Raw genomic sequence first — 22,406 nt, 5'->3', positions numbered from 1 at the left:
CTGCCCTGCCGGGCATCTCCCCCGCAAGGGGGGAGATCGGACTGCCGCATCGCTTTCGACAATTATCAGCGCGGCAGGCTGGCTGCAGCGCCCAAGCTGCCAATCTCCCCCCTTGCGGGGGAGATGTCCGGCAGGACAGAGGGGAGTGTTCAAGCGCAAACCTCTCCTCACCCAGCTCCCTGCAGTCCCTTGAACAGGAACGGCTTACCGGAGCGGTAGTCGTAGCCGGGATTCTCCCAGGCGATCATCTTGCCCGGGTTGAGGAGGCCTTGCGGATCGGTATCGCGCTTGAAGGCAAGCTGCACGTCATCGGTCCGCTTCATGCCGCCTTCCTCCAGCGTGTAGCGGTGCGGGTTAAAAATCCAGCAGCCATTGTCCTCATGGATGCGAATGATCTCGTCGAGCCTTTCTTCTGTGGTGTAGCGCACCAGCGGCAGGCCTGCGACGCCGATGGCGCCGTCGAAGCGGATGAATTCCAAATGCGCCGGCACCTCGTCGCCGAAACGGTCGACCATCGCCTTGACATGGGCGAGATGGTCCGGCGACGGATAGCGCGTCTGCAGATAGGTGATCGTCGGATCGACCCGGATCGCCCGCAGCGTCGTGTGGTTCCAGGTCAGCTCATAGGCCGGCGGCAGCCCCTTGATATCGGCCCCTTGGTCGGCCCGGAACACGATCTCGCCCTTGCCGCTGCGCACGAATGCGATAAAGGCGTCCATCGCGTGCGGCGCGATCATGCACACCACGATGCTCTGCTCGCGCCGGAAGAATTTCTGGTGCCGTTTGAAATAGTCGTAAGGGATGGGCGCGGCGATCGGTGTGATCAGCTTGGCCAAAATGCCGTCCTGAACGGCGAGATCGTTGCCGAAACCGGCCGCATCCATGAAATCGTCGAAGCCGACGATGACGTCGATCCAATCGTAGGAGGCCGTCAGCGGCATCTCGACCTCGGTGATGATGCCGTTGGTGCCATAGGCGTGCATGACCTTGAGCACGTCGTCGCCGGTCAGTTCCATGACGCGCGGCTCGGCCTCCATCGTCACGGTCCGCAGGCGAATGACGTTGCCGAGGTCGCGCAAGCCGCCCCAGCGGATCGAGCCGACGCCGCCCGAACCGCCGGCGACGAAGCCACCGATCGAAGCCGTGTTGTAGGTGGAAGGCGACATGCGCAGCTCCTGCCCGGAATGCGCCCGCGTCGCCTTGTCGATGTCGGCCAGCACCGCGCCCGGCCCGGTCACCACGCGTCCCGGTGCGATCGACTTGACCGTGTTCATCTCGGCAAGGTTGAGCACCACGCCGCCCGACAGCGGCATCGCCTGGCCGTAATTGCCGGTGCCGCTGCCGCGCGGCGTCACCGGCACGCCGTGCCGATGACAGGCAGCCAGAACGCGAATGACCTCGTCCTCGTTCTTCGGCGTGACGATCAGGTCGCCGGTGACATGGTCGAGCTGCGCCTTCAGAACCGGGCTGTACCAATAGAAGTCGCGGCTCTTCTGCTGGACGATGGCCGGATGGTCGTCGACCTTGATCCCGTCGAGATCGCGCTTCAGCACTGCGATATCCATCATCCCACCATCAGTTCGTCGAGTTCGGCATAGTCGGGCAGTTGGCGTTCGATCGCCCTGCCCTCGCGCACCACGATGCGATCCGATTCGGGCCGCGACAGCAATTCGGTCCAGCTGCGGCCCTTGAAGACGATGAAGTCGGCGCTGCCTCCGGCAGCGAGCACGCCGGCGCCGTCGAGCCGCATCACCTCGGCCGGTGTCGCCGCCACCGCCCTAGGCCAGTCGCCGACCGGATGATCGAAATGCAGGATGCGAGTCGCCATGCGGTAGACTTCCAGCATGTCGAGATCGCCGTAAGCGTAGAACGGGTCGCGTGTGTTATCGGATGCGACCGCCGCCTTGATGCCGCGCGCCTTCATCTCGTGCAGCAGCGTCACGCCGCGCCAGCGCGGCGTCGTTTCGTTGTTGCGGCGATCCTGCAGATAGAGGTTGCACATCGGCAGCGACACAACGGCGAGCCCTGCCTTGGCAACCTTATCCAGCGTGTCGAGCACCTCGAGGTCAGGCTGGCGTGCCAGCGAACAGCAATGGCCGACCAGGATGTTGCCCTCAAAACCGTTCCACAGCGAAGCCTCGGCGATCTTCCTCAAAGAGATGGCCGTGACATCGTCGGTTTCGTCGGCATGGAAATCGAGATCGAGCCCATGCTTGATCGCCTGGGCGAAAACCTGGTCGAGCAGTTCCTCGAGATCGGGCACCATATAGGTCACGACACCAAGCACCCCCTTGGCCGCGGCGACGCGTTTCGCCAGTCGCTCGAACCATTTCTTGTCGCGCACGCCTTCGATGCCGAGCAGGCAGGCCGCCTGCAGGTCGATCCTGCCGCGCCATCTCTCCCGCATCGTTTCGAACACCGGCCAGGAGATCTCCTCCTGCGGCGGCACGCTGTCGAGATGCGTGCGCACGGCCTTGGTGCCATGCGCATAGGCTGAGCGCAGCGAGAAATCCATGCGGCGCGCGACGTCCTCGGCGCTCCAGCGCGCGGCGCGATCGGCGCCGGTGGCATTGAGCGCGCCCATGAAGGTGCCGTCCGGATTGGGCTTTCGCGGCCAGATATGGCCCTTGTCGATATGGGTGTGGCAGTCGACGAAGCAGGGCAGCACGATTCGGCCCGCGAGGTCGATCGCGTCGGCCGGGAGCTTCGATTTGCCATGCGAGGCAATGCTGGAGATCTTGCCGTCGGCGACAGATATGTCGGCAAGCGCGAAGCCGTCGCTGTCGAAGGCCGCGGCGAGGCCGGGCGTCAGCGATGCATGCAGCCGGACATTGGCAAGCCGGTATGACGCTTTGTCCGGAATCAACTGCAACTCCCTTGGGTGACGAGACGAAACACCCTAGCGCTCCTGCTTCAGCGCGCTCTCGTGCCAGCGGCGCAGGATAAGATGCGACACCAGCGACAGCACCAGGAAGATCAATATGCCGGTCAGCGAGATCAGGATCAGCGCCGCGAACAGGCGCGGCGCGTTGAGCCGGTAGCCGGCCTCGATGATGCGCGATGCAAGCCCGGACGACTGCCCCTGCGCGCCGGCGACGAATTCGGCCACCACCGCGCCGATCAGCGACAGGCCCCCGGCGATTTTCAGCCCGCCGAGGAAATAGGGCATCGCCGCCGGCAGGCGCAGATAGCGCAATTGCTGCCAGCGCGTCGCGCCGTTGAGCTTGAACAGGTCGCGCAGGTTCCGGTCGACCGAATTCAGGCCGAGCGTGGTGTTCGACAGGATCGGGAAGAAAGCGACGATCCAGGCGCAGAGCAGCAGTTTGACGGTCTGGTTGTTCACATAGATGTTGATCAGCGGGAAGATGGCGACGATCGGCGTCACCTGCAGCACGATTGCGAAGGGGAAGAACGACATCTCCACCCATTTCGATTGCGCGAACAGCACCGCCAGCCCGACGCCGCCGATCACGGCGAGAGCCAAGCTGAGGAAGGTGATCCTGAGCGTCACCAAGAGCGACGAGAACAACAGCCCCGCGTCGTTGTGCAGCGTCTGCAGCACCACTCCCGGCCGCGGCAGGATATATTGCGGGATCTCGTTCCAGACGCAGATGCGATCCCACAGCACGATCGCCAACACCATGATCGCCAGCGGCAGCATCCATCTGCCGGTGCGCTCCAGGCGCTCCTGGCGGGCGCGGCGCGCCTCTTCCGGATCGAGCTTCAGCCTAGCGTCTTCAATGGCCGTCATGGTGGAATCCGGCGGTTGAGTTGATGGCGCTCACCAGCACGTCCGAGGCCTGCCGACAAAGCGCGGCATAGTCCGGCGAGGTGCGGAACGCTTCGTCACGCGGATAAGGCGCATCGACGGCGAGTTCGCTGAAGACGCGGCCGGGACGCGCGGCCATGACGACGACGCGGCTGGACAGGAACACGCTTTCGAACACGCTGTGCGTGACGAAGACGACGGTGAAGCGCTCGTCCTGCCAAAGCTCCAGAAGGTCGTTGTTGAGCTTGAAGCGGGTGATCTCGTCGAGCGCGGCGAAGGGCTCGTCCATCAGAAGGATGCGCGGCTTGGTCACCATGGCCCGCGCGATCGAGACGCGCATCTTCATGCCGCCCGAAAGCTCGCGCGGCACGGCGTTCTCGAAGCCGGTGAGATGGACGCGCGACAGCATCTCCATCACCGTCGGCTCCGCCTTGGCGCGCGACACGCCCTTCAGCCTGAGCGGCAGCCAGACATTGTCGAAGACGCTGGCCCAGGGCAGCAGCGTCGGCTCCTGGAAGACGAAGCCGGTGTTCGAGCGGTCGATCGAGCCGCGCCAGTCGAGCTGGCCGGAGGTCGGCGTCGACAGGCCGGCGATCAGCCTGAGCGCCGTCGACTTGCCGCAGCCCGAAGGGCCGAGCAGGCTCAGGAAATCCCCCTCGCGGATCGTAAGGTCGACCTTGCTCAGCGCCGTCACGCCGTTGGAAAAGACCTTGCCGACATTGCGCAGGGCAAGCAGCATCGGGGTCTCTCCCGATGCCGCCGGCGTCTCAGCCACTTTCTCCTGGATCATCTCAGGCAGGCCGCCTTACTTCTTCAGCTCCAGCCCGACACCCTTGTTGATGAAGGCCAGCGTATAGGCCTTCTTGATGTCGATGCCCGGCTGCGCGACTTTGGCCTTGACCATCTTGTCGTAGAAGCTCTGGATGCGGGCTTCGTTCATGGTGCCGATGCCGAGCTTTTCCGAATCGCCCGAATCGACGACGCCGAATTTCTTCATCTGCTCGATCGAGAAGGCGATCTGCTCATCCGTCATGTCCGGATTGTCCTTCTTGATCATATCGTTGGCGGCCTTGTTGTCACCGTAGAGGTACTTGTACCACCCCTTGGCCGAGCCATCGACGAAGCACTGCACAACCTCCGGCCGCTTGTCGATCGTATCCTGCATCACCTCGATGGTGGTCGAATAGGTATCCCAGCCATAGTCGGCGAGCAGGAACTGGTTCGGCACGAAGCCGCCCGCCTTCTGCACCGCGAACGGCTCGGACGTCACATAGCCCTGCTGGATCGACTTCTTGTTGGCGATGAAGGGCGCCGGATTGAACGTATAGGGCACGCGCTTGGCGGCATCGAAGCCGAGATCTGTGACCATCCACTGGAAGAAGGTCTGCGCACCCTCGTCGCCCATGATGTACTGGTCGGCGCTCTTCAGGTCCTCCCACTTGTCGAGCCCCTGCCCCGGCTGGGACATGATGACCTGCGGATCCTTCTGGAAGTCGGACGCGACGACACGCATCGGAATGCCCTGCTGCACCGCGTCGAAGGCCGAGAGCAGATTGCCACCCATATAGAAATCGATCTTGCCGGCAAGTAGCATCGGCCGGCCGCTGACCTGCGGGCCGCCCTGCATGATGGTGACGTCGAGGCCGCAGGCGGCATAGGTGCCGTCGGCAACGGCCTGGTAGTAGCCGCCATGCTCCGGCTCGGCCAGCCAGTTGGTGCCGAACGTCACCTTCTCGTTCGCGGCCGCGCTCAGTGTGCCCGCCACCAGCAAGGCGATCGAGCCCGCCAGGACCTTCCCATTTCCGATCATAAAACTCACCCTCTCTTGGCTCCGGCGCGCAACGCGCTGGGCTCGACACCATTGGTTCAAGAAGCAAGACACATGCCACCGCCCGGGCCGCCCGCTTGCGCGGCAGTCATTGCCGAGACCGGAAGGGTCATGCTGTACGCGAGGCATCGTGCCTATTTTTTGGACGCCTGTCCATAATCGCTCTGGCGGCATGCACCGCATCTTGAAGGTTTCACGAATCGAGCCTTAGTCTGCGGGCGCACAGGAGAATGCCATGCTGAAATACCTCGCCCCCAAGACGATCAAGCCGCCCTTCGCCCGCTACAGCCACGGCGTTGAGATACCCGCCGGAAAACGGCTGGTGCTGTGCTCCGGACAACTGGGCATCGGGGCTGACGACCATGTTCCCGAGGACGCCGGCGCCCAGGCCGAGTTCTGCTTCAAGAACATCGCCGCGATTTTGAGCGAAGCCGGGCTGACCTTGAACGACACCGTTCGCATTAACGCCTTCGTCACCGACCGCGCATATCTGCAGGCCTATATGGATGTCCGCAACCGCTTGTTTTCGGACCCGGCGCCGGCCTCGACGCTGATGATCGTTTCCGGCTTTGCGCGTCCGGAATTCAAGGTCGAGGTCGAAGTTCTGGCAGCAGGCTAGCTGTTGCCGGGGATAGTCTTTAGACCTCAGGCCGGACAGCAGACCAATCGGGAGACGAAAAGTGACGACAAGACGTGTGTGGTGGGGCGACTACCGGACGACCGAATATGCCTCGATCGACGCCGAGGCGACTATCGCCGTGCTGCCGGTGGCGGCGATCGAGCAGCACGGCCCGCATCTGCCGGTCTCGACCGACACCTCGATCATGGTCGGCATGCTGGAGACGGTGGTCGCGCGCCTGCCCGACGATCTCGACATCCGCATCCTGCCGGTGCAGGCGGTCGGCAAGTCGAACGAGCACTTGCACGCGCCGGGAACGCTCACCTTGCCGGCCACCACCTTGGTCGATGCCTGGACCGAGCTTGGCCTCTCGGTCGCCCGCGCTGGGGTCCGGAAACTGATCATCGTCAATTCGCATGGCGGCAATGAAGAGATCATGGGCATCGTTTCGCGCGAATTGCGCGTGCGCGCCAAAATGCTGTCGGTGAAGACGAGCTGGCAGCGTTTCGGCCGCCCGGCCGGCATGTACACCGAGCTCGAGGACCGTCACGGTATCCATGGCGGCGATGTCGAGACCTCGCTGATGCTGCACTTCCGCCCTGATCTCGTCGACATGACCAAGGCGGATGACTTCGTCTCCAATGTCGCCCGCGCCGAAAAGGAATTCGCCCTGCTGCGCCACACCGGAACGCACGCCTTCGCCTGGATCGCCAGCGACCTCAACCCGAACGGCGTGGTCGGCGATGCCTCTATCGCCACGGCCGAGAAGGGCCGCCTGACGGCGGAAATGCAGGCCGACGGCTTTATCAATCTGGTCAGGGATGTTCGTAAGGCAAAGCTTGCGGAGTGGCTGTCGTAGCGTCCGCTCTGATCTAAGCTTCGATCCCCAATTCGAAGGGTATTCCCTCGAACGCGTCGGCGCCGCGCCCGATCGCCTCGATCGCCGCGATCATGCGGCCGTCGCGCTGAAGCAGCATGTCGGCAACGGCAATCAGCCGTGGATTGGGCGTCGCCGTCGGCGAGAGGAAACGCAGCGTCCGGGCGAGTTCCATCTCGTCGCGCTTGGGCGAAAGCGCCGCCGCTATGATATAGGCCGACGCGGTCGAGCGGCTGACGCCGGCATAGCAATGTACCACCAGCGGCTTTGCCCGGTCCCAGCGATAGGCGAAATCGAGCAAGGCCCGCACATGCTCCTCGCCTGGCATGGTCATGCCTTCCTGCGCGACGGCGATATCGTGCATGACGAGATGCAGGTGGTTTTCCGCCGGGATCGAGGCCGGGCGGAGCATTTCGGTGCCGGCGGCGAGCAGCGACAACAACCGCTGCGCACCGGTCCTTGCCACGGTCTCGTCGACCTTCGACAGCGAACAGACGTGGATCATTGCCCGAACTCCTTCGGTGCATCCTTGCGCCGCGCGGCCCACGTGGCAAGGGCACCTTCGAGGCGCCGCCATTCCGCCTCGCTGCCCGGCAGTCCGATGCGCAGAACGTGAAGCCGCTCAGCGAAGTGACGGACCAGCACGCCACGCTTGCCGAGCGCCGAAAACAAGCTAGAAGCATCGTTGAAAGACACATAGCGGAACAGTGAGGTGCCGCCGGAGATTGGCACACCGGACTTTCCAAGCAGCGCGTCGAGTCGTTTGGCATCGGAGGCGAGACGTACCCGCATGTCCTCCTGCCATCCCGCATCCGACAGCGCGCGGATGCCATATTCGAGCGCCGGACCGGCCACCGCCCAGGGCCCCAACTGCGCATCCAGCCGCTCGGCCGTCAGCTGATCCGTCAGCGCGAAGCCGAGCCTCACGCCGGCGAGGCCAAAGAACTTGCCGAACGAGCGCAGCACGACGATACCGCCCACCCCGACATCGCCGGCCAGGCTTTGCTCGATCGGGCCGACATCCATGAAAGCTTCGTCGACGACGAGCAGCCCGCTCTTGGCGCGAAGCCGCGCGGCGAGGTCGAGCAGGCGGGCCTTTTCGATCACCCGCCCGTCAGGATTGTTGGGATTGACCAGCACCGCAAGGTCCGCCTCGCCCAGCGCGTCGAAATCGCTGACCTCCGTAACCGAATGGCCGGCGATGGCCGCGGCCCGCGCGTGTTCGGCATAGGTCGGGCCGAGCACCAGCGCCTTGCCGGGTCGCACCAGCGAAGTGACGTGCGGCAGCAAAATCTGCGTGCCGGGCGCCGCCGCCACATGTGCCGCTGACGGCGCGCCATAGGCCGAAGCCGCAATTTCGGCCAATTCACGCAGTTGTCCTGCCTCCGGCAATCGGGACAGGGCGGTGGCGGGCAGATCGAAAAGCGGATAGGAGTGCGGATTGATACCTGTCGAGAGGTCCACGAAAGGTTTTGGCGCATGAGGAAAAAGCGCGCTTGCGCGGCCAAGGCTGCCGCCATGATCAACCGCTGCAATCGCTCCGCTTAGAAGCTTCATGTCAATCCTGATCGCTTTCCTGTCACTCGCCGTCGAACGTGCCCTCGGCTACCCGGACTGGCTGTTCAACGCCATCGGCCACCCGGTAACCTGGATCGGCAGGCTGATATCCTTTCTCGATCGCCGGCTCAACCGCGCGACGGATTCCGACGAATTGCGTCGCCGCCGCGGCGTCCAGGCCTTGCTCGTCATTTTGCTGGTGCCCGGCCTGATCGGCCTGACGTTGCATGTCCTGCTCTGGATGATGTTCCCCACGGGCCTCGTCATTGCCGCGATCCTCGGCTCCTCGCTGCTGTCGCAGAAAAGCCTCGCCGAGCATGTCGAGGAGGTCGCCGACGCGCTGGAGACCGGCGGCCTGACGCTCGGCCGCATCGCCGTCTCACGCATCGTCGGCCGCGATCCCGAAAAGCTCGACAAAGCGGGCGTCGCGCGCGCCGCGATCGAAAGCCTGGCCGAGAATTTCTCCGATGGCATCGTCGCACCTGCCTTCTGGACCGGCATCGGCGGCCTTGGCGGCGGCGCGGCCTACAAGGCCGCCAACACCGCCGATTCGATGATCGGCCACCGCACGCCGCAATATGAGGCCTTCGGCCGGGCCGCCGCCCGCTTCGACGATCTGGTCAACCTGCCCGCATCGCGGCTCACCGGCCTGCTCATCGTCTTGGCGGCCTTTCTTGTCCCAGGCGCCGATCCGCGCGGCGCCTGGCAGGTCATGCGACGCGACGCCAGGAAACACCGCTCGCCCAATGCCGGCTGGCCGGAGGCGGCGATGGCCGGCGCGCTCGGGCTGTCCCTCGCCGGACCGCGCAGCTATGACGGCGAGGTCGTGGAGGATGCCTTCATGGGCGAAGGCGGCCGCCGCGAGGCCGAAAGCACCGACATCCGCCAGGCGCTGAAGCTCTATCGCGTGGCCGACTGGCTGCTGCTCGGGCTGTTCGCGACCCTGTCGGCGGTTGTGATCTATCTGACCATCCAGATCAGCGGTCAGGGCGCCAGCGCACTTTAGAACTCAATTCCCTGCTGGGCTTTCACGCCCGCCGAGAAATGATGCTTCGTCAGCCCCATTTCAGTGACGAGATCGGCCGCCTCGACAAGCAGCGGCTTGGCGTTGCGGCCGGTAACGATGACATGCAGATCGTCCCGGCGCGCCTTCAGCGCCGCGACCACTTTTTCCAGGTCGAGATAGTCGTAGCGCAGCGCGATGTTGAGCTCGTCGAGCACCACGAGGCTGATCGACGGATCGGCCATCAGTTCCAGCGCCTTGGCCCAGGCGGCTTCGGCGGCGGCGATGTCGCGCTTGAGGTCCTGGGTCTCCCAGGTGAAGCCCTCGCCCATCGCGTGCCAGACGACGCGGTTTCCGAACGCGGCGAAAGCGTCCTTCTCGCCGGTGTGCCATTTTCCCTTGATGAATTGGACAACGCCGACGCGCTTGCCATACCCAAGCATCCTCAGCGCCAGACCGAAGGCGGCCGTGGTCTTGCCCTTGCCCGGGCCTGTATTGACGATCAGCAGCCCTTTCTCGATCGTCTTGCCGGCCACTTCGGCATCCTGCACCGCCTTGCGCTTCGCCATCTTGGCGCGGTGGCGCTCGGCGTCCCTGTCGTCAATGGTCTTGTCTTCGATTTCGGCCATGTCATTTCACCTTGAGCGGCAGCCCCGCCACCATCATGAGAACGCTGTCGGCTACCGCCGCGACCTGCTGGTTGAGCCGGCCGGCGGCATCGCGGAACCGGCGCGCCAGCGCATTGTCGGGCACGATGCCCAGTCCGACTTCGTTCGAGACCACGAACCACGGCCCGCGCGGCCGCGACAGCATATCCGCCAGCCGCTGGCATTCGGCCTCGACATCATGTTCGGCCAGCATGTGATTGGTGAGCCACAGCGTCAGGCAATCGATCAGCACCGGCTGGTGGTCCGGCAAGGCTTCAATTGCGGCGACCAGTTCGAGCGGCGCGTCGACGGTGACCCAGCCTTCGCCGCGCCGCGACCGATGCAGCGCGATGCGCTCGCGCATCTCGTCGTCATAAGCCTGTGCCGTGGCTATGTAAGCCCAGGGTGACGAAAAGGCCGTCGTCAGACTTTCGGCATGCGAACTCTTCCCCGAGCGCGCGCCGCCGAGGACGAAAGTCAGTTTCCGATTGGAAGCTGCGCTCGCGGCTGTCGCGCCGGTCATTCCCTGCCTTCACGGTTGGATGAATATTGTCGCGGCCATCAGGCCGACGGCGCGACTTTAGGCACAAGCCCTCCGGCCGGCAAACCAAATTCCGCCACCGCCCGGCGCGATTGCGGCACAGGTCACGGGTGCTACGCGGCGGCGATCCGCGCCGCGACGAGCTGCTGCAATCGCCACAGATGCGCATCGTGGATGCCGCGCTGCTCGAGATTCTTCACCGTGTTGTAGAGATAGTCGGCGCCCGAGCCCCAATGGCCGCAGGAGGTCGCCAGCCTTTCGACAACCGCCTCCTCGCTTAACGGGCCGGCATAGGTGGTGCCCTGGCGGTTGATGACGAAGGCCAGCGCCCGCAGCGCGCCGCCATCGCTCGTCATATTGAGCAGGCGCGGATGGTAGCTGGTCGGCTTCAGCGTCACCTCGCGCCGCAGGATCTTGTCGAGTTGCTCTCGCCTGTCGCCGTCGCCGAGCCGAAAGGCGACGCCCTTGCACTGCCCGCCGCGGTCCAGCGCCATCATCAGGCCCGGACTTGCCTTGGTCCCCCGCCAGCGCGTCATGTTCATGCAAAAGGATCTATGCCAGCCGCGCAGCAGGGCCACCCGCTCCTCGACATGCTCGATCTCGGGCTTCCAGATCAGCGAGCCATAGCCAAACAGCCAGAGCGGTTCGGTGGCTGGAAGCTGAGCCTCCAGCATGCGCGCCATTGCGTCATAGTCGGCGTCATCCAGATGCGCGGCATCGGGATCCGGTCCCGCATCCTCGACCGTGCGAAAGCAACGGGCGACCAGTTCCTCGGTAAGCGACATGGTTCTTGGCAGCATGCCTTCGACCTTAAGGTCCTCCCGTGGCCGCCACAATGCGCGGAGCCGGCAATTGACAACAGCTTTGCCCGGGTGTCGGCTGGCATCAGAGCAATTCCAGGAAAAGTGCATAACCGTCCGGAATTGCGTAAAAACAAAGAGTTAGAGCAGGTCAACGATCGCATTGAGCGCTGGACTGCTCTGGCGGGGAGAAGCCGATGCAGCCCAATCCGAGCGAGCGCGACCCTTACAACGGCCTGACCAGCCTGCAGCCGACCTTGCCGTCGGCGGCCTATTGGGACGCCGACGCCTACCGGCGCGATCTGGGCGGCATCTGGTACCGGAGCTGGCTGATGGTCTGCCGCGAGGCCGATCTGGCGGAGCCCCTCGCCTTCCGAACCTTCGGTATCGGCAGCCAGGAGATCGTCGTCCTGCGCGACGAGACCGGTGCCTTGCGCGCCTTCCACAACACCTGCCGGCATCGCGGCTCGCAGCTTTGCCAGGAAAGCGCCGGGCGGCTGAAGGCCAGGCTGCTGACCTGCCCTTACCACGCCTGGTCCTATTCGCCGCGCGGCGATCTCGTGCGCGTGCCATCGAAATCTTTGCCCGACGGCTTCGACAAGGCCGATTATCCACTCTACCGCGTGGCGCTCTCGCTCTGGCGCGGCTTCGTCTTCATCAACCTCGCCGAGGAGCCCGAGGGCTCGGCGGAAACCTCCTTCGATCGTGCCTCCGGCGACCTTTCCAACTGGCCGCTGGAAACGCTCGTCACCGGCCACCGGCTGACCAAGGTGATGAACTGCAACTGGAAGATCTTCTGGGAGAATTTCAACGAATGCCTGCACTGCCCGGGCGTCCATAAGGACCTGTCGCGGCTGGTGCCGATCTACGGCCGCGGCCTGATGGCGAGGCATGACGATCCCGAATGGGCGCGCAACGCCGACAATGACGATCCGGAATTCTCCGGCCGGCTGCGCGCCGGCGCCGAAACCTGGTCTAAGGACGGCCATGCACATGGCCCGATCTTTTCCGGCCTGACCCCGGCCGAGCGCGCCGCCGGCCAGACCTACGCCACCTCGCTGCCCTCGATGTTCATCGTCGGCCATGTCGACTACATGCGCACCGTGCGGCTCTCCCCGCTCGGTCCCGAGCAGACCGAGCTCGCCGCCGAATGGCTGTTCGCGCCGGATGCGCTGGGAAAGTCCGATATCGACAACATCGTCGCCTTCGGCACCCAGGTGCTGGAGGAAGACGCCGCGATCTGCGAGATCAACCAGAAAGGCCTGCGCTCGATGCGCCACGAGGCCGGCGTGCTGATGCCGGAAGAATACGACCTGCACCGCTTCCACGGCTGGGTGCGCGGCCGTCACGCGGCGTTCAAAACGCCTTCGGCAGATAGCGCCAGGTGACGAAGCCGCAGAAGGCGGCCAGGATGCCGAGCGTGACGAACACCGAGCCGAGGCCGAAGAAGGCGAGCACCACCGAATAGACCAGCGGCGGCGTCAGTTCGGAGAAGTCGAGATAGGTGCGGTAGACCGCCGCCATCTGCGCTCTTTCATAGGTGCGCACCGAGCGCATGAAGGCGGTCGAGCCCAGCGCGTCGAGCGCGATGGTGAAGAGCGCGCCACCCAGCAGCAGCGCGGCCGTGAGCAGCGGTGCGGCCTCGCCGACGCCGCCTGCCGCAAACAGCATGGCGGCCATGGCGAAATAGGCGAAGGTCATGACCCGCCTTCCGCCGAAGCGCTTGCCGGCCCTGCCCCAGAAGATCGCCACGAACAGAAGCGCGTTGCCGGCCGAAACCAGCAGGCCGCCGGCGAGTTCGCCCTGGCCGGTGATCACCATGAACAGCGGACCGTAGACGAAGAACGTCGTCCAGAAGCAGGAGCGGCCGAAGGCGATCAGCCAGGCGAGCCTGAGCCTCGGCTGCTTCACGAAGCGGCCGATATTGGCAAGCGGATTGGCAGGGCGCGACTTGCCGGGCCGGATCGATTGGTTGTCGGTCAACCGGTAGAACCAGAACAGGCAAAGCAGCGCGAACGCAAAAATCACGACCGCGCCATGCGCGGCATAGATGCCGAAATGGGTGTAGAGGAATATCCCCAGCGTCGGCCCGCCCGTCCAGGCAAACATCGACCAGGCCATGCGCAGCGATTCCGCCTGCATGAAGTCGGTCTTGCGGATGTGGTCCATGATGTAGAGGTTGAGCGTGATCGACAGCGCGCTCGCCCCCATGACGCGGCAGAGCATGCCGACGATCTGTCCGGGCAACGTGTGGGTGACGAAGAAGGCGGAGCCGATCGCCAGCAGCACGCAGCCGGCCGTGTAGACCCAGCGCCGCGCGAAGCGGCGGATCAGCATCGGCATGAACAGCGTGACCGAAAGGCCCATCAACGACACGATGGTGTAGAGCATCGAGACGGTCCGCTCATTGTGCAGGATCTCGTAGGCTTGGATCGGGATCACGCTGGAGACGGTGGCGCGAGCGAAGGATTCCATCGCATAGAGCGAAGCGAAGGTACGCGCATCCGCCGGCCGCAAGGCCGGAAGCCAGATCGGATGGCGCACATGGGTGGACATCGGCCCTCCGGGACGTGAATCACCCCTCAAATCTGGCCGGGCCAGTTGCCGGCCTGTAGCAGGAAACCGACCCCCAGAGGCCGAAAAGCGAAGCCTGCCAAAGGCTTTCCGGCGCTGGCATAAAGCGAAATTTCATGGCTGCCATGAAACGCATTGATGGCCACCTGCTTCTGTCGTCGGCTTGAACCGTGATAGTCGTTCGGCAGGACTGAATCGGATTGCGAGATCAATGAGCGTTCAAACGACCGGCGAACCCGTTCAGGATCCCCCCAAGCACGGCCGCATCCAGGCGATCGACATCCTGCGCGGCATCGCGTTGATCGCGATGGCGAGCTACCACTTCACCTGGGACCTCGAAAATTTCGGCTACACCACGCCAGCCCTCACCGCCTTCGGCTGGTGGAAATTCTACGCGCGCTGCATTGCCTCGACCTTCCTGTTCCTGGTCGGGGTCAGCCTCTTCCTCGCCCATGGCCGTCAGATCCGCTGGCCAGGCTTCTGGAAGCGTTTTGCCATGGTTGCCGCGGCGGCGATCGCCATTTCGACGGTCACTTATTTCGTCACCCCGGACGGATTCATCTTCTTCGGCATCTTGCACGAGATCGCGCTGGCGAGCCTGCTCGGCCTTGCCTTTCTCAGGCTGCCCTGGCTGCTGACGGCCATCATCGCCGCCGCTGTCATTGCAGCCCCCTACTATCTGCGCTCGGAGCTGTTCGACCATCCGGCGCTGTGGTGGGTGGGCCTTTCCGCCAGCAACCCGCGTTCCAACGACTATGTGCCGCTTTTCCCATGGTTTGGCGCGGTGCTTGCGGGCGTGGCCACGGTGAAGCTCGCTTCGGCGTCGGGCTTGCTCGCCCGCTTGGGAACATGGGCGCCCGGCCGCTGGTCGAACCCGCTGACCTTCATCGGCAGGCACAGCCTTGCCTTCTACCTGATCCACCAGCCGCTTCTGTTCGGCTCGGTATGGCTGTTCTCGCAAGTCATGCCCGCCGCCCCTCAGGATAAGGAAGCGGGCTTCCTGCCGGCTTGCCAGGCACAATGCGAACAGCAGCGGGACAGCAAGTTCTGTACGAGCTATTGTGGCTGCATGCTGGACACGCTGAAGGGCGAAGGGTCTCTCGACAAGCTCTACGCCAACGACCAGTCCAGCGTCTGGAAATCGCACCTGGCCGACCTGGCGGAAACCTGCACCGCCGCGACGGAGGACCAGATGGAGGGAGGGCAGCAATGACGGGCATCGTAAAATCCAGACACGGGATCATTCCCTGGCCGCCGGTGATCTATGTCGTGGCGATCGCGCTCAGCGTCGCACTCGGCATGCTCTACCCGCTGCCTTGGATCGGCGACATCTTCGGCGATCTCCTGTTCGGCGTCGGCTGGGTGGCGCTGTTCGGCGTCGCCATGCTGTGGATCACGGCCATCCGCGCCATGTTCAAGGCCAAGACGACGCTCGACCCCAATGCCGAGCCGGACCACCTGGTGACGTCCGGCCCCTTCGGCATCACCCGCAACCCGATGTATCTCGCCAACACGCTGCTGCTGATCGGCGTCGCCTTCATCACCGGCATCGCCTGGTTCCTGATCTTTGCCTTTCTCGCCGCCTTCGCGACGCAGAAGCTGGCGATCGAGAAGGAAGAAAAGATCCTGGCGGCGAAGTTCGGCAAGAAATACCGCGACTACGCAAAAAGGGTACGCCGCTGGATCTGAGCGGGTTTAGGTATTCACACCCAGCTCAGCCAGCCGCTCCACGCAGGACTCTTCAGCCTGGTCCAGCTCGGCCAGCGTCTCCTCCAGGTCGCGCCGCTTCTGGCGCAGGTCCTCGCGTTTCTCTTCGATGCGCTTGATCATCAGCTTGAGCTGGCCGACCTCACCGGGCGGCTCCTTGTACATCTGGATGATCTCGCGGATCTCGTTGATCGAGAAGCCGAGCCTTTTTCCGCGCATGATCTGGCGAATCAGGTGCCGGTCGGACGGCCGGAACAGCCGCGTGCGGCCGCGCCTTACAGGCTGCACCAGCCCTTCGTCCTCGTAAAAACGCAACGTCCGCGTCGACACGTCGAACTCGCGTGTCAGCTCGGTGATCGTATAATATTCCCGCATTCCTGCTCCCAAGCCCGGGCATCGCCGCTTGGAGCGTCGCCCTTCCCTCCGATCAGACCCATCCCGCGCCGGAATCGGCGCGTGACCCAAGGGCAACCTCGCACGGCATTTACGTAAAAGTCAATTAACGCCGGGCATGTTGATTTAGGGCACCCTAAACCACCACGTCGCCAGCCCCAGGAACGCGAAAAAACCGACACAGTCGGTGACCGTGGTGACGAAGACCGCGGAGGCCACCGCCGGATCGATCTTGAAGCGGTCGAGCACCAGCGGGATGAGGATCCCGGCCAGTGCGGCGGCAAACATGTTGATGATCATCGCCGCCGCGATGATGCCGCCCAGATTGGGGTCGCGGAACCAGAAACCGGCGACCATGCCGATAAGCACCGCGAACACCATGCCGTTGATGAAGCCGACGCCGACCTCGCGCCGGATGATGCGCGCCGCGTTGTAGATATCGAGGTCCCTGGTCGCCAGCGCGCGCACGGTCACCGTCATGGTCTGCGAACCGGCATTGCCGCCCATGCCGGCGACGATCGGCATCAGCACCGCCAACGCCACGATATGCTCGATCGTGCGATCGAACAGGCCGATCACCGAAGCGGCGAGGAAGGCGGTCACAAGGTTGACCAGCAGCCAGGGCACGCGCGAGCGCGACGTGGCGAGCACCGTGTCGGACAGTTCCTCGTCGCCGACGCCGCCCATGCGCAGAAGGTCCTCTTCCGCCTCCTCCTGGATGACGTCGACCACGTCGTCGATGGTCAGCACGCCGACCAGCCGCCCGTTCTCGTCGACCACGGCGGCGGAAAGCAGGTTGTATTGTTCGAACTCCCGTGCCGCCTCTTCCTGGTCCATCGTGGCCGGGATCGCATGCAGGGTCTCATGCATGACCTCCTCGACCTTGACCGCGCGCCTGGTGCGCAGGATCTGGTCGAGGTCGATGGCGCCGAGCAGCTTGAAGCTCGGGTCGATGACGAAGATCTGGCTGAAGCGCTCGGGCAGGTTCTTGTCCTCGCGCATGTAGTCGATGGTCTGGCCGATCGTCCAGAACGGCGGCACGGCGACAAACTCGGTCTGCATGCGCCGGCCGGCGGTCTCTTCCGGATAGTCGAGCGCGCGCCGCAGCCTGATGCGTTCGGTGAAAGGCAGCTGCGACAGGATCTCGTCCTGGTCTTCCTTCTCGAGGTCCTCGAGGATGTAGACGGCGTCGTCGGAATCGAGCTCCTGCACCGCTTGCGCGATCTGCGCGTTGGGCAGGTTGTCGACGATGTCGAGGCGGATCGCCTCATCGACCTCGGTCAGCGCGGAGAAATCGAAATCGGAGCCGAGCAGCTCGACCAGCGCTCGGCGCTGTTCGGGGTGAAGCGCCTCCAGCACATCGCCGAGCTCCGACTGGTGCAGATCGTCGACTTCGCGCTTGAGGGTGATCGTGTCGCGGTCGGCGATCGCCGCGCCGATCTTGACAAGGAAGGAGGCGCGCACGGCGCCGTCCTCGCCATAGATGTCGGCATGATGCTCCTCGGCGGGCGCGGCGCCGGTCGTCTGTCTGTCCTGCCCTTCCACCAGCGCCTCCCGCAACGAGGAATCCCGAAGTGAGGTCTAGTGCATGATCCCGAAAAGTGGAAACCGGTTTTCTCGGGAAATCCAAACCCTGTGGGGCAGATAGCGCGGCAATAGGATTCGTCTTGGAAAGATGTCGCTCTAGCGCACGGAATAGCCAAGGAAATGTGGCGGTTGTCTTCGACTCGCATCCCACAGGAGCAGCATACGGCGCCCGCGCCGCAGGCGCGACAATCGCTTCAGCCGACGCGACAGCGCATGTCGCTGGGGAAAGAGCACCTCTGCCCCATTGAGGCAGAATTGTCATGATGCATGATCCAGCAGGATCAGCGCATCGCTAAACAGTCCGAGGACAAACGCTGCCCTTGAACATCAAGTCCGCAAAGACGAACCAAGGAAATGCCGAGCGGGGCGTTCGCGTGGTCGTTGCTGAGCGCAATCCGTTCGTTGTTTCGGCGCTGCGCGAAATGCTGGAATGCGACGGGCGTTTCGATTTGCTCGATGCCGTGTACAGCGGCGCGCAATTCCTGGAACTGGCCGCCGCCACGAAATTCGATGTCGCCGTCGTCGGCTGGAAGCTCGCCGATATGGATGGAGCCGACGTCCTCACGGAAGTCCAGAGCCGCGAGCTCGGTGTGCGTATCACGATCTTCTCCAACGACCACGATATCGGCATCCTGAAGCAATGCGTACGCCTTGGCGCGCAGGGCTACTGCTTCCAGTTCGACGATCCGCCGGTGATCTTCGAGACCATCCTTGCGGTCGCGCATGGCCGCATCTGCATCCCCTATATCGACATCAACAAGGTCAACGACACGCCATTGTCGCGGCTCACCGTGCGCGAGCGGGAATTGCTGGCGGTGCTTTCCGACGGCTGGACCAACCTGCAGATCGCGACGCGGACCGGGATTTCCGAGAACACGGTGAAGTATCACCTGAAGAATCTCTACGACAAGCTGGACGTGCGCAACCGCGCCATGGCCGTCGCGCTCTATTCCAGCGAGAAACGCCGCACGTCCAAACCGCCTTTCGGTTAGGCCGCCCGGGTAGGCCAATCGGGTAGGACCAACCCACCCGCAAGGGCCAACAACTTACCCGGCAAGGTGTTGTTGCAAGGCCTCATCGAAACGAAACTGCCTCCACAATCCCAAACGATCGGAGGAGTTTCGCGCATGGCTGGGTTCACGCATCTTTTCATCCCGGGGCCCACCAACATTCCCGAGCAAGTCCGGCAGGCCATGAACCTGCCGATGGAGGATATGCGCGCCGCCTCCTTCCCCGACCTGACCTTGCCGCTGTTCGAGGACATCAAGAAGGTCTTCAAGAACGAGACCGGCCGCGTTTTCATCTACCCCTCCTCCGGCACCGGCGCCTGGGAAGCGGCGATGACCAACGTGCTCAGCCCCGGCGACAAAGTGCTGATGTCGCGCTTCGGCCAGTTCTCGCATCTGTGGGTCGACATGGCCGAGCGCCTCGGCTTCGAGGTCGAAATCATCGACTGCGAATGGGGCACCGGTGTTCCGCTCGAAATCTATGCGGAGCGGCTGAAGGCCGACAAGGCGCACCTTATCAAGGCGGTCTTCTGCACGCAGAACGAGACGGCGACGGGCGTCACCAGCGACGTCGCCGGCTGCCGCGCCGCGCTCGAAGCCGCGAACCACCCTGCTCTTCTTTTCGTCGACGGTGTTTCCTCGATCGGCTCGATCGACTTCCGCCAGCAGGAATGGGGCGTCGACTGCGCCGTCAGCGGCTCGCAGAAAGGTTTCATGCTGCCGGCCGGCCTCGGTTTCCTGTCGGTCAGCAAGAAGGCGCTGGCCACCTCGCGCCTTTCGACGCACCGGCGCTGCTTCTTCTCCTTCGAGGACATGATCCGCGCCAACGATGCCGGTTATTTCCCCTACACACCGGCGACTCAGTTGCTGCGCGGCCTGCGCGCCTCGCTCGACCTGATCGAGGAGGAGGGGCTCGACAACATCTTCGCCCGGCACCATCGCCTTGCCGAAGGCGTGCGCAAGGCGGTCGACGCCTGGGGCCTGAAGCTCTGCGCTAAGGCGCCGAAATGGCATTCCGACACGGTCAGCGCCATTATGGTTCCGGAAGGCATCGACAGCGGCGATGTCGTCAAGCGCGCCTACCAGGCCTATCAGACGTCGCTGGGCGGCGGCTTGAACAAGGTGTTCGGAAAAGTCTTCCGCATCGGCCATCTCGGCTGGCTGAACGAGGTGATGGTCTGCGCCTCGCTGTCGGCGGCCGAAATGGCGCTGCTCGATTGCGGCGTGCGCCTCGCGCCTGGCTCGGGCGTGGCCGCGGCGATCGAGCACTTCCGCCGCACGGCCGGCGTCCCTGTCGCCAAGGCGGCGTGAGGAGCGCACCATGAGCCACACCATCAACCATCTGAAGAAGCTGAGACTCCAGCGCAGCGAGCTCGCCGTCCCGGGTTCGAGTCCGGAGATGATCGACAAGGCGGCGAACAGCGCTGCCGACTTCGTCTTCCTCGATATCGAGGATGCGGTCGCGCCGCCCGACAAGGAGCGCGCCCGCAAGAACATCATCCAGGCGCTCAACGACATCGACTGGCGCGCCAAGGGCAAGACCGTCTCGGTTCGCATCAACGGCCTCGACACGCATTACATGTACCGCGACGTCGTCGACGTCATGGAGCAGGCCGGCGACCGGCTGGACACGATCCTGGTGCCTAAGGTCGGCGTGCCGGCCGACCTCTATATGGTCGAGGCCATGGTCAACCAGATCGAGATGGCCAAGGGTTTCAAGACCCGCGTCGGCCTCGAAGCGCTGATCGAGACGGCGCTCGGCATGGCCAATGTCGAGGCGATCGCCGCCACGGCCGGCCGGCTGGAAGCGATGCATTTCGGCGTCGCCGACTATGCCGCCTCGAACAAGGCGCGCACCGTCAACATCGGCGGGCTCAACCCCGACTATCCCGGCGACCAGTGGCATTTCGCGCTGTCGCGCATGACGGTCGCCTGCCGCGCCTATGGCCTGCGCGCCATCGACGGGCCGTTCGGCGATTTCTCCGACCCGGAAGGCTACAAGGCCGCCGCCCGGCGCGCCGCGGCACTCGGCATCGAGGGAAAATGGGCGATCCATCCCTCGCAGATCGCCTTGGCCAACGACGTGTTCTCGCCGCCGGAAAAGGAAGTCACGCGTGCCCGCCGCATCCTCGAAGTGCTGAAAGAAGCGGAAGCGCTCGGCAAGGGTGCCGCCGCCCTCGACGGCAAGATGATCGACGCGGCGTCGGAGCGTATGGCGCGCAACGTGCTGGTGGTCAACGAGGCGATCGAGCGCGCCGGTCAGCAGCACGCTGCCGCGCAATAGAAAATACCGGGAGGACAAGATGGACATCCACGAATACCAGGCCAAGGAACTGCTTGCCCGCCACGGCGTGCATGTGCCGCGCGGCGGCCTCGCTTATAGCCCCGAACAGGCGACCTACCGTGCCAGGGAGATCGGCGGCGCGAAATGGGTGCTGAAGGCGCAGGTCCATTCCGGCGCGCGCGGCAAGGCCGGCGGCATCAAGCTCTGCTCGAACGACGAGGAAATCTCCAATGCGGCCGAAGCCATGCTCGGGCGCAAACTGGTGACCCAGCAGACCGGCCCGCGCGGCAAGCTGATCTCGCGCCTCTATCTCGAGGAAGCCGTCGATATCGCGCAGGAGCTCTATCTCGGCTTCGTGCTCGACCGCAAGGAAGAGCGCGTCATGATCGTGGCGTCGGCGGCCGGCGGCATGGAGATCGAGGAGATCGCCGAGACGGCGCCGGATTCGATCATCCGCGCCACCGTCGATCCGGGCGTCGGCATGCAGCGCTTCCAGGCGCGCGAGATCGCCTTCGGCCTCGGGCTCGAGGACAATCTGATCGGCAAGGCGACCGAAACCATCCTCGGCTGCTACCGGGTGTTCCGCGACTACGATGCCACGATGCTGGAGATCAATCCGCTGGTGGTGACGCGCGACGGCAGCCTCGTCGCGCTCGACGCCAAGATGTCCTTCGACGAGAACGCGCTGTTTCGCCGCCCGGAAATCTCCGAGCTGCGCGACAAGAGCCAGGAAGACCCGCGCGAGACCTTCGCCAGCGACCGCGGCCTCTCCTATGTGGGCTTGGACGGCAATATCGGCTGCATCATCAACGGCGCCGGCCTCGCCATGGCGACGATGGACATGATCAAGATCGCCGGTGGCGAGCCGGCCAATTTCCTCGACATCGGCGGCGGCGCCTCGCCCGAACGGGTGGCGAAATCCTTCCGCGCGGTGCTCGGCGACAAGAATGTGGAGGCCATCCTGGTCAACATCTTCGCCGGCATCAACCGCTGCGACTGGGTGGCCGAAGGCGTCATCAAGGCGATCCGCGAGGTCGGCGTCGATGTGCCGCTGGTGGTGCGCCTTTCCGGGACCAAGGTCGAGGAGGGGCGCAAGATCCTAGCCGATTCCGGCGAGGCGGTGATCGTCGCCGACACACTGGCCGAAGCCGCCGAAAAGGCCGTCGCGGCCTGGCGCGAAGCCACCAAGAACAAAAAAGCAGCCTGAGGGAGG

24 protein-coding genes are annotated in these 22,406 nt (G+C 64.2%); 10 read left to right on the top strand and 14 right to left on the bottom strand.

What is annotated here, in order from left to right:
* Window positions 1–167 precede the first annotated feature (167 nt).
* The 5 genes from FJ417_RS20695 to FJ417_RS20675 are packed head-to-tail and all read right to left on the bottom strand — an operon-like array spanning window position 168 to window position 5,579.
* On the bottom strand, window positions 168–1,565 hold the full coding sequence (locus FJ417_RS20695) for an FAD-binding oxidoreductase (RefSeq protein ID WP_140784776.1): 1,398 nt from the start codon (window positions 1,563–1,565) through the stop codon (window positions 168–170).
* Window positions 1,565–2,866, bottom strand: a complete 1,302-nt coding sequence (locus tag FJ417_RS20690) for a cytosine deaminase (RefSeq protein WP_140784743.1) — start codon at window positions 2,864–2,866, stop codon at window positions 1,565–1,567. The genes FJ417_RS20695 and FJ417_RS20690 overlap by 1 nt, the downstream gene beginning before the upstream one ends.
* Before the next feature lie 33 nt (window positions 2,867–2,899).
* Window positions 2,900–3,751: an ABC transporter permease gene (locus tag FJ417_RS20685; RefSeq protein WP_140784742.1), complete on the bottom strand. Its 852-nt coding sequence runs from the start codon at window positions 3,749–3,751 to the stop codon at window positions 2,900–2,902.
* Window positions 3,738–4,559, bottom strand: a complete 822-nt coding sequence (locus FJ417_RS20680; protein ID WP_140784741.1) for an ABC transporter ATP-binding protein — start codon at window positions 4,557–4,559, stop codon at window positions 3,738–3,740. Before FJ417_RS20680 ends, FJ417_RS20685 begins: the two co-directional genes overlap by 14 nt.
* A gap of 15 nt (window positions 4,560–4,574) precedes the next feature.
* The gene (locus FJ417_RS20675) at window positions 4,575–5,579 is read right to left on the bottom strand and encodes an ABC transporter substrate-binding protein (protein ID WP_140646651.1); all 1,005 of its coding nucleotides are present in this window, start codon (window positions 5,577–5,579) and stop codon (window positions 4,575–4,577) included.
* A gap of 253 nt (window positions 5,580–5,832) precedes the next feature.
* Between FJ417_RS20675 and FJ417_RS20670 the strand changes: the two genes are divergently transcribed.
* Together FJ417_RS20670 and FJ417_RS20665 are read left to right on the top strand one after the other, a co-directional pair.
* Window positions 5,833–6,216, top strand: a complete 384-nt coding sequence (locus FJ417_RS20670) for a RidA family protein (protein ID WP_140784740.1) — start codon at window positions 5,833–5,835, stop codon at window positions 6,214–6,216.
* 61 nt (window positions 6,217–6,277) lie between these two features.
* Window positions 6,278–7,075, top strand: a complete 798-nt coding sequence (locus FJ417_RS20665; protein WP_140784739.1) for a creatininase family protein — start codon at window positions 6,278–6,280, stop codon at window positions 7,073–7,075.
* A gap of 13 nt (window positions 7,076–7,088) precedes the next feature.
* Here FJ417_RS20665 and FJ417_RS20660 read toward each other — a convergent pair whose 3' ends face one another.
* Window positions 7,089–7,598, bottom strand: a complete 510-nt coding sequence (locus FJ417_RS20660) for a tyrosine phosphatase family protein (RefSeq protein ID WP_140784738.1) — start codon at window positions 7,596–7,598, stop codon at window positions 7,089–7,091.
* Entirely contained in the window at window positions 7,595–8,650 is a 1,056-nt protein-coding gene (cobD, locus tag FJ417_RS20655; protein WP_140784737.1) for a threonine-phosphate decarboxylase CobD, read from the bottom strand. Before cobD ends, FJ417_RS20660 begins: the two co-directional genes overlap by 4 nt.
* Here cobD and cbiB point away from each other — a divergent pair.
* Window positions 8,649–9,656, top strand: a complete 1,008-nt coding sequence (gene cbiB, locus FJ417_RS20650) for an adenosylcobinamide-phosphate synthase CbiB (RefSeq protein ID WP_140784736.1) — start codon at window positions 8,649–8,651, stop codon at window positions 9,654–9,656. The genes cobD and cbiB overlap by 2 nt on opposite strands.
* Here cbiB and cobO read toward each other — a convergent pair.
* The 3 genes from cobO to FJ417_RS20635 form a co-directional block, all read right to left on the bottom strand.
* Complete coding sequence (gene cobO / locus FJ417_RS20645) at window positions 9,653–10,282, bottom strand: cob(I)yrinic acid a,c-diamide adenosyltransferase (protein ID WP_140653594.1); 630 nt, start codon at window positions 10,280–10,282, stop codon at window positions 9,653–9,655. The two genes, cbiB and cobO, sit on opposite strands and share 4 nt — an antisense overlap.
* A gap of 1 nt (window position 10,283) precedes the next feature.
* Window positions 10,284–10,823, bottom strand: a complete 540-nt coding sequence (cobU, locus tag FJ417_RS20640; protein WP_140784735.1) for a bifunctional adenosylcobinamide kinase/adenosylcobinamide-phosphate guanylyltransferase — start codon at window positions 10,821–10,823, stop codon at window positions 10,284–10,286.
* 131 nt (window positions 10,824–10,954) lie between these two features.
* Entirely contained in the window at window positions 10,955–11,641 is a 687-nt protein-coding gene (locus FJ417_RS20635) for a gamma-glutamylcyclotransferase (protein ID WP_140653664.1), read from the bottom strand.
* 197 nt (window positions 11,642–11,838) lie between these two features.
* Between FJ417_RS20635 and FJ417_RS20630 the strand changes: the two genes are divergently transcribed.
* Complete coding sequence (locus FJ417_RS20630; protein ID WP_140784734.1) at window positions 11,839–13,029, top strand: aromatic ring-hydroxylating dioxygenase subunit alpha; 1,191 nt, start codon at window positions 11,839–11,841, stop codon at window positions 13,027–13,029.
* Here the strand turns inward: FJ417_RS20630 and FJ417_RS20625 are convergent.
* Together FJ417_RS20625 and FJ417_RS20620 are read right to left on the bottom strand one after the other, a co-directional pair.
* Entirely contained in the window at window positions 12,998–14,197 is a 1,200-nt protein-coding gene (locus FJ417_RS20625; RefSeq protein WP_140784733.1) for an MFS transporter, read from the bottom strand. The genes FJ417_RS20630 and FJ417_RS20625 overlap by 32 nt on opposite strands.
* 26 nt (window positions 14,198–14,223) lie before the next feature.
* Window positions 14,224–14,427, bottom strand: coding sequence for a hypothetical protein (locus tag FJ417_RS20620; RefSeq protein ID WP_140784732.1), 204 nt, complete (start codon window positions 14,425–14,427; stop codon window positions 14,224–14,226).
* On the opposite strand from FJ417_RS20620, the gene FJ417_RS20615 reads away from it, so the two are divergent.
* On the top strand, window positions 14,427–15,428 hold the full coding sequence (locus tag FJ417_RS20615; RefSeq protein WP_140784731.1) for a DUF1624 domain-containing protein: 1,002 nt from the start codon (window positions 14,427–14,429) through the stop codon (window positions 15,426–15,428). The genes FJ417_RS20620 and FJ417_RS20615 overlap by 1 nt on opposite strands.
* Window positions 15,425–15,904: an isoprenylcysteine carboxylmethyltransferase family protein gene (locus FJ417_RS20610; RefSeq protein ID WP_140784730.1), complete on the top strand. Its 480-nt coding sequence runs from the start codon at window positions 15,425–15,427 to the stop codon at window positions 15,902–15,904. Before FJ417_RS20615 ends, FJ417_RS20610 begins: the two co-directional genes overlap by 4 nt.
* A 6-nt stretch (window positions 15,905–15,910) precedes the next feature.
* On the opposite strand, the gene FJ417_RS20605 is transcribed toward FJ417_RS20610, so the two are convergent.
* Window positions 15,911–16,297, bottom strand: a complete 387-nt coding sequence (locus FJ417_RS20605) for a MerR family DNA-binding transcriptional regulator (protein WP_027168973.1) — start codon at window positions 16,295–16,297, stop codon at window positions 15,911–15,913.
* A 144-nt stretch (window positions 16,298–16,441) separates the two neighbouring features.
* The gene (gene mgtE / locus FJ417_RS20600) at window positions 16,442–17,860 is read right to left on the bottom strand and encodes a magnesium transporter (protein WP_140784729.1); all 1,419 of its coding nucleotides are present in this window, start codon (window positions 17,858–17,860) and stop codon (window positions 16,442–16,444) included.
* A 362-nt stretch (window positions 17,861–18,222) separates the two neighbouring features.
* Here mgtE and FJ417_RS20595 point away from each other — a divergent pair, with 362 nt between their 5' ends.
* From FJ417_RS20595 to FJ417_RS20580, 4 genes are all read left to right on the top strand, one after another.
* Complete coding sequence (locus FJ417_RS20595) at window positions 18,223–18,894, top strand: response regulator transcription factor (RefSeq protein WP_140784728.1); 672 nt, start codon at window positions 18,223–18,225, stop codon at window positions 18,892–18,894.
* A gap of 135 nt (window positions 18,895–19,029) precedes the next feature.
* A complete protein-coding gene (locus tag FJ417_RS20590) occupies window positions 19,030–20,220 on the top strand; it encodes an aminotransferase class V-fold PLP-dependent enzyme (RefSeq protein ID WP_140784727.1) in 1,191 nt (396 codons plus the stop codon).
* 10 nt (window positions 20,221–20,230) lie between these two features.
* Entirely contained in the window at window positions 20,231–21,193 is a 963-nt protein-coding gene (locus tag FJ417_RS20585) for a CoA ester lyase (protein WP_140784726.1), read from the top strand.
* 19 nt (window positions 21,194–21,212) lie between these two features.
* Window positions 21,213–22,400 carry a malate--CoA ligase subunit beta gene (locus tag FJ417_RS20580; protein WP_140784725.1) on the top strand — a complete coding sequence of 396 codons (1,188 nt, stop codon included), beginning with the start codon at window positions 21,213–21,215 and terminating at the stop codon, window positions 22,398–22,400.
* Window positions 22,401–22,406: the final 6 nt, after the last annotated feature.

Source organism: Mesorhizobium sp. B3-1-7 (assembly GCF_006439385.1).
Classification (GTDB): Bacteria; Pseudomonadota; Alphaproteobacteria; order Rhizobiales; family Rhizobiaceae; genus Mesorhizobium.
Note: the sequence above shows the minus strand (reverse complement) of the source record. Positions and strands in the feature narration are given on the sequence as shown.

Excerpts from the sequence above, each read along its gene's own strand:
- cobO (WP_140653594.1), bottom strand. The coding sequence starts at position 10,282 with ATGGCCGAAATCGAAGACAAGACCATTGACGACAGGGACGCCGAGCGC.
- FJ417_RS20630 (WP_140784734.1), top strand. The coding sequence starts at position 11,839 with ATGCAGCCCAATCCGAGCGAGCGCGACCCTTACAACGGCCTGACCAGC.
- cobD (WP_140784737.1), bottom strand. The coding sequence starts at position 8,650 with ATGAAGCTTCTAAGCGGAGCGATTGCAGCGGTTGATCATGGCGGCAGC.
- FJ417_RS20680 (WP_140784741.1), bottom strand. The coding sequence starts at position 4,559 with ATGATCCAGGAGAAAGTGGCTGAGACGCCGGCGGCATCGGGAGAGACC.
- FJ417_RS20635 (WP_140653664.1), bottom strand. The coding sequence starts at position 11,641 with ATGCTGCCAAGAACCATGTCGCTTACCGAGGAACTGGTCGCCCGTTGC.
- FJ417_RS20605 (WP_027168973.1), bottom strand. The coding sequence starts at position 16,297 with ATGCGGGAATATTATACGATCACCGAGCTGACACGCGAGTTCGACGTG.
- FJ417_RS20660 (WP_140784738.1), bottom strand. The coding sequence starts at position 7,598 with ATGATCCACGTCTGTTCGCTGTCGAAGGTCGACGAGACCGTGGCAAGG.
- FJ417_RS20625 (WP_140784733.1), bottom strand. The coding sequence starts at position 14,197 with ATGTCCACCCATGTGCGCCATCCGATCTGGCTTCCGGCCTTGCGGCCG.
- FJ417_RS20685 (WP_140784742.1), bottom strand. The coding sequence starts at position 3,751 with ATGACGGCCATTGAAGACGCTAGGCTGAAGCTCGATCCGGAAGAGGCG.
- FJ417_RS20670 (WP_140784740.1), top strand. The coding sequence starts at position 5,833 with ATGCTGAAATACCTCGCCCCCAAGACGATCAAGCCGCCCTTCGCCCGC.
- FJ417_RS20610 (WP_140784730.1), top strand. The coding sequence starts at position 15,425 with ATGACGGGCATCGTAAAATCCAGACACGGGATCATTCCCTGGCCGCCG.
- FJ417_RS20675 (WP_140646651.1), bottom strand. The coding sequence starts at position 5,579 with ATGATCGGAAATGGGAAGGTCCTGGCGGGCTCGATCGCCTTGCTGGTG.
- FJ417_RS20695 (WP_140784776.1), bottom strand. The coding sequence starts at position 1,565 with ATGGATATCGCAGTGCTGAAGCGCGATCTCGACGGGATCAAGGTCGAC.
- FJ417_RS20585 (WP_140784726.1), top strand. The coding sequence starts at position 20,231 with ATGAGCCACACCATCAACCATCTGAAGAAGCTGAGACTCCAGCGCAGC.
- FJ417_RS20590 (WP_140784727.1), top strand. The coding sequence starts at position 19,030 with ATGGCTGGGTTCACGCATCTTTTCATCCCGGGGCCCACCAACATTCCC.
- FJ417_RS20615 (WP_140784731.1), top strand. The coding sequence starts at position 14,427 with ATGAGCGTTCAAACGACCGGCGAACCCGTTCAGGATCCCCCCAAGCAC.
- FJ417_RS20580 (WP_140784725.1), top strand. The coding sequence starts at position 21,213 with ATGGACATCCACGAATACCAGGCCAAGGAACTGCTTGCCCGCCACGGC.
- cbiB (WP_140784736.1), top strand. The coding sequence starts at position 8,649 with ATGTCAATCCTGATCGCTTTCCTGTCACTCGCCGTCGAACGTGCCCTC.
- cobU (WP_140784735.1), bottom strand. The coding sequence starts at position 10,823 with ATGACCGGCGCGACAGCCGCGAGCGCAGCTTCCAATCGGAAACTGACT.